This window comes from Shigella sp. FC1544 (assembly GCF_001722145.1).
GTDB classification, from domain to species: Bacteria; Pseudomonadota; Gammaproteobacteria; order Enterobacterales; family Enterobacteriaceae; genus Escherichia; species Escherichia coli.
The window spans coordinates 1-3,921 of the sequence record NZ_MECT01000169.1 but is presented as its reverse complement, the minus strand read 5'-3'; the positions used below and the strand labels follow the sequence as shown (position 1 = coordinate 3,921).

Here is a 3,921-nt window from a genome sequence, read left to right as displayed (position 1 = left end):
GGGGGAAGGCTGCATCGTTCTCTGGTGTATCCGGTGTGCGCCAGAACACACCATCGATGGCCAGCAGGGTCAGGCCGCACCAGTGCGGATGCGGCGTGGCGTTATGCCAGAGCTGCGCTGTTTTCGTGAACACGCGGCGGACAGCCTCACTTCCCAGGCGCTGGCGGGCCTGAATAACGGCACTGGGGGCAACGAAGGGGCGATTGCCCGGCAGCATGATGTCCAGGCGATTCACAATCTGGTGAAGAGGTTCTTTACGCTCAAGCGCCATGCCAACAATACACCAGACCATCATTTCGAGGGGAAGACGGCGCTTGCGTAGCGTTACAGTACCTGATTCGGCAAGGCAACGAGAGATGAGTTCGGGGTCGAGGTAATCCCCCAGAGAAGTCAGTGGGTTACGCAGAGAATCGTAACGGGATACCAGATCAAGAGCCTGTCCAATGTGCATAAAAAAATCCGGAAACAAGTGAGCGTTTCCGGATTCTTACACAGCCACTGGATCGGTCAACTGATCCTTAACTGATCGGCATTACACCTTCTGCTGACCGTTTTCGATGTACAAACCGAGCGGCGCATAGCTTTCATCATAGATGCCGCCGTTCATCGCCATCTGCACCTGACCCTGACTATTAATATCCGCCAGCAGAGCATGTAACGTTCCCCACGCTTCGCCATTGGCTTTTTGCCAGTACATTTTCACCCACTCTGTTTGAGGATTAACGGTATACGCCTGTACGGTCAGCGTCGGATCTGAGAGTGCGCAATCATCAGCGGCAACAGAAAACAAGGGAAGTAAGGTGAGGGTGAGAAAAATCCGTTTGAGATTCAAGGTGATCATTCCTTTACCAATGAGTAGCCGATGCGCCATTATAGGTCCTGGATGTGGGATTTTTTTATCCTGTTAGCGACCTTGACGAGTACCAAAAAGCGCGAAGTTCAACTATTGTTCTGTGGTGTTCTGTTGCGTGTTGACGGCAAAATTTTGCTGGCGTAACATGCGCGCACGATCATTCTAAGAGGACATTCGCCTTGGACACACCCAGTAGATACTGGCTCACTATCCTGTCATCCAGGATCAACTCCTAAGGCTATCCCTTTTTGCTGATAGCCTTAGGAGTTGTCAGCGACCTCAATTTTTCCCGTCGCGCTGAGTCAGGCTGTTTAATGGTCTGAAACCCAATTTGTTTCTGTGTGCCCACCGAACTGTCCGATATTTTAAGCATTGGGAGTCCCGGTCATGCTGAGCGCATTTCAACTGGAAAATAACCGACTGACCCGGCTGGAAGTCGAAGAGTCACAACCCCTTGTAAATGCAGTATGGATTGATCTTGTCGAACCGGACGACGACGAGCGACTGCGTGTACAATCTGAACTTGGCCAGAGCCTGGCAACCCGCCCGGAACTGGAAGACATCGAAGCATCGGCACGTTTCTTTGAAGACGACGACGGCCTGCATATTCACTCCTTCTTCTTCTTTGAAGATGCGGAAGATCACGCCGGTAACTCCACTGTGGCATTTACCATCCGTGATGGTCGTCTGTTTACTCTGCGTGAGCGTGAACTGCCCGCTTTTCGTCTGTATCGTATGCGTGCCCGTAGCCAGTCGATGGTAGACGGTAACGCCTACGAGCTGCTGCTGGATCTGTTCGAAACCAAAATCGAACAGTTGGCAGATGAAATTGAAAATATCTATAGCGACCTGGAGCAGTTGAGCCGGGTGATTATGGAAGGGCATCAGGGCGATGAGTACGATGAGGCGCTCTCCACGCTGGCGGAACTGGAAGATATCGGCTGGAAAGTACGCCTGTGTCTGATGGATACCCAGCGCGCGCTCAACTTCCTGGTACGTAAAGCACGCTTACCGGGTGGACAACTGGAGCAGGCGCGTGAAATCCTGCGAGATATCGAATCCCTGCTGCCGCATAACGAATCTCTGTTCCAGAAGGTGAACTTCCTGATGCAGGCGGCGATGGGTTTTATCAACATCGAGCAGAACCGCATCATCAAAATCTTCTCGGTGGTATCCGTGGTATTCCTGCCGCCGACGCTCGTTGCTTCCAGCTATGGCATGAACTTTGAGTTTATGCCAGAACTGAAGTGGAGCTTCGGCTACCCTGGCGCGATTATCTTTATGATCCTCGCGGGCCTGGCACCGTATCTGTACTTTAAGCGGAAGAACTGGTTGTAATATGAGTGCCGGATAAAGCTATTTTTTTATCCGGCTTATTTCTAAAAATTGTCTTTTTTAAAGTCATGCGGATTGAAAACTCGCTCTATTTTATTTTCTTGTGTTAATTGATACTCAGTAAAATCGTTAATACCAATATGAGTGTTACGATAAAGGTATTCATTAATAATCATTAAGTAATTTGTCACGATGCAATTATCATTGCTCTTAATTGTCGGGAAACAGTAGAGATCTTCATACGGCCCTTCGATATATTTTTTATAGTCAGTGAAGCCATTACCGATATCAATGACATACCAGGTACGCCAACTACCTTCTGGTAGGGGATGTTGATTTTTAATTTCATTCTGATGCTTCAGATACCAATTTATTTTATCGCTGTCAGTCCATGGTCGATGATCAACGACCAGAAAGACTGAATTGCCAGCATCAGAGTATGTATACAAAATCTGTACAGGACGCAATGTCCATAAATTATAGATGCAGCATAGAAGAAATAAACATAATATAATTTTCTGGAGTTTGCTTTTCATAGATAATTTTCGATTCTTTCGATAGTGTTAAAATTGGTGAAAAAAGGTTTGAAAGCAAAGTCTTTATGCCGTTGTAAAAAGAACTATATGCGAAAAAATCTATATTTGCTGTAAGTCTTGTTTTTGATATCAGTTACATCAAGACCGGAGTGGTCCTGTGCTACAAAATGAATTGTTGCACTCCATCCTATAGCGTATTTTTGAAAACTTAAAAGAGATATTTTTTGAGCTGAAATATCATGAACACTGATTCCTAAGCCATTAAAACTGTCCTCGAAGTTATTAAATTTATTTAGTCTTGATGAAAGTAATTTGGTTTTAATGCTTTGCAGGATAAGAGGTTGGTATCCTGTCGAGGGAGTTGAATTAATGCCATTTTCGATACATTCTTTGATTATTCGTATTGGACTATTATAACCATATTTATTTATTTTTTCATGAAAAGATAAATTTAATTGTTGGCTATGAAAATTGCTGCCATTTCCATATCTAAAATGTTCAATCAGATCTTCGATAAGTGTTTTATTTTGTCCAAAAAAGGAAAACATTTTTGCTAGCTCTTTCATTTCTGCAAATAAAATATCAGTGCATTCACGTTGTGATATTTTTGTTCCGGAACTTGAGGCACTAAAAGCAACATTAATAGAACCTGGGCCAGGGAAATGGTATTTAATAAGTCTGTAAGGATCAACTTTTGCTGAGATATCGCTTAGGCCGAGTGAGAGAAAGTCTTGTTCTACCATATCACCATATTGCATATCATCAGCAGAAAAATAATCGAATAAACTAATAGTTTCGAAAAGTGTACAGGGAATATTAATTGGCGGAAGTAATATGTTATTCATTTGCATTTGCCTTGGTTATATTTAAGCTCAATATCAAGGTAATGACTCCAACTTACTGATAGTGTTTTATGTTCAGATAATGCCCGATGACCTTGTCATGCAGCTCCACCGATTTTGAGAACGACAGTGACTTCCGTCCCAGCCTTGCCAGATGTTGTCTCAGATTCAGATTATGTCGCTCAATGCGCTGAGTGTAACGCTTGCTGATAACGTGCAGCTTTCCCTTCAGGCGTGATTCATACAGCGGCCAGCCATCCGTCATCCATACCACGACCTCAAAGGCCGACAGCAGGCTCAGAAGACGCTCCAGTGTGGCCAGAGTGCGTTCACCGAAGACGTGCGCCACAACCGT

Annotated in this window: 4 protein-coding genes and 3 pseudogenes; 2 read left to right on the top strand and 5 right to left on the bottom strand. The window is 45.0% G+C overall.

All coding sequences use genetic code 11. From position 1 onward, the window contains the following. Both BGK49_RS10575 and BGK49_RS10570 read right to left on the bottom strand, forming a co-directional pair. Positions 1-469: IS4 family transposase (locus BGK49_RS10575; RefSeq protein WP_069188159.1), on the bottom strand; the 469-nt coding region annotated here is incomplete at its 3' end. A gap of 66 nt (positions 470-535) precedes the next feature. Continuing rightward, positions 536-871 (bottom strand): annotated as a pseudogene (locus BGK49_RS10570) (phosphodiester glycosidase family protein); the annotation flags it as partial. A 161-nt stretch (positions 872-1,032) separates the two neighbouring features. Here BGK49_RS10570 and ysgD point away from each other — a divergent pair. Both ysgD and corA read left to right on the top strand, forming a co-directional pair. Then, entirely contained in the window at positions 1,033-1,089 is a 57-nt protein-coding gene (gene ysgD / locus BGK49_RS31010) for a protein YsgD (RefSeq protein WP_211180520.1), read from the top strand. A 151-nt stretch (positions 1,090-1,240) separates the two neighbouring features. After that, on the top strand, positions 1,241-2,191 hold the full coding sequence (gene corA / locus BGK49_RS10560) for a magnesium/cobalt transporter CorA (RefSeq protein WP_000947159.1): 951 nt from the start codon (positions 1,241-1,243) through the stop codon (positions 2,189-2,191). Positions 2,192-2,232: 41 nt separating this feature from the next. On the opposite strand, the gene BGK49_RS10555 is transcribed toward corA, so the two are convergent. The 3 genes and pseudogenes from BGK49_RS10555 to BGK49_RS10545 all read right to left on the bottom strand — a co-directional run. Further along, positions 2,233-2,724, bottom strand: a complete 492-nt coding sequence (locus tag BGK49_RS10555; protein WP_000837569.1) for a DUF943 family protein — start codon at positions 2,722-2,724, stop codon at positions 2,233-2,235. Further along, positions 2,721-3,569 (bottom strand): annotated as a pseudogene (locus BGK49_RS10550) (YPO3983 family protein). The gene BGK49_RS10555 and the pseudogene BGK49_RS10550 overlap by 4 nt, the downstream one beginning before the upstream one ends. Positions 3,570-3,621: 52 nt before the next feature. Next, a pseudogene (locus tag BGK49_RS10545) lies at positions 3,622-3,921 on the bottom strand (IS1-like element IS1X2 family transposase); the annotation flags it as partial.